Origin of the sequence: Kitasatospora sp. NPDC127060, from assembly GCF_042724935.1 — a bacterium.
Taxonomy (GTDB): Bacteria; Actinomycetota; Actinomycetes; order Streptomycetales; family Streptomycetaceae; genus Kitasatospora.
On the sequence record NZ_JBHXEG010000208.1, the window covers coordinates 1 to 1,011 of the forward strand.

Genomic DNA, 1,011 nt, shown 5'->3' on the forward strand with positions numbered 1-1,011 from the left:
TCTGAAAATCACCCGTCACGCCCCTCTCCGCACCCACCCCCTCCACCGCCCCCTCCCGCAGCGCGTCCCTCTCGCCTGGGGCGGGTGGGAGGGGGGAGGTGGGGGGCTTGGGTGGATGGGTGCGGGGTGCTGGGGTGCTGGGGTGCTGGGGTGTTGGGGTGGGTGCGGGGTGGGTTGGGGGGTGAGGTGGGTCGGGGGTGGGTTGGGGGGGTGAGGTGGGTCGGGGGTGGGAGAGTGACCGGCATGGATGACGAGCTGGTGCGGGTGTGGCGGGTGGCCGAGCGGGAGCCGGGGGTAGTGCTGTTGGACGGGTTCCATCCGCTGAAGCACGCGTTGCGGTTCGGGGGCGAGGTGCGGCGGGTGCTGACGGCGGACCGGGGGGCGTTGCTGGCCCTGGCCGGTGAGCTGGCGCCGGATGTGGTGGCGGCGGTGGAGGCGTTGGCGGTGGAGGTCGAGGAGTCGCGGCTGCGGGTGCTGGCGCCCCGGCTGCATCCGACCGGGGTGGTCGCATTGGCGGTGCGGCCGTCGGTGGCGGCCAACCGGGCGGTGCTGGCGGAGCGGCCGCGGCGGGCGCCGGTGGTGGTGCTGGAGAACCCGCGGAACCTGGGGAACGTCGGGGCGGTCATCCGGCTGGCGGCCGGGTTCGGGGCGACCGGGGTGGTGACCACGGGTGAGCTGGATCCCTGGCACCCGACGGTGCTGCGCGGGAGTGCGGGGCTGCACTTCGCGACCGCGGTGGAGCGGGTGGGCCTGCCGGAGCTGCCGGCCGGCCCGTTGTACGTGTTGGATCCGGAGGGGGCGGACATTCGGGACCTGCCGTTTCCGGACGACGCGCTGCTGGCCTTCGGGACGGAGCGGCACGGGGTGTCGGCGGAGCTCAAGGCGCGGGCCGACCGGTTGGTGGCGGTGCCGATGCAGCCCGGGGTGTCCAGCTTCAACCTGGCGACGAGCGTGGCGATGGGGCTGTTCCACTGGATGTCGGGGCGGCGCTGAGGCGCGGCACCGGTGCCG

1 protein-coding gene is annotated in these 1,011 nt (G+C 74.8%); it reads left to right on the forward strand.

The window, feature by feature from the left end:
* Positions 1–243: 243 nt before the first annotated feature.
* On the forward strand, positions 244–993 hold the full coding sequence (locus ACFWIS_RS40755; protein WP_380524408.1) for a TrmH family RNA methyltransferase: 750 nt from the start codon (positions 244–246) through the stop codon (positions 991–993).
* The last annotated feature ends 18 nt before the right edge of the window (positions 994–1,011 follow it).

Excerpts from the sequence above, each read along its gene's own strand:
- ACFWIS_RS40755 (WP_380524408.1), top strand. The coding sequence starts at position 244 with ATGGATGACGAGCTGGTGCGGGTGTGGCGGGTGGCCGAGCGGGAGCCG.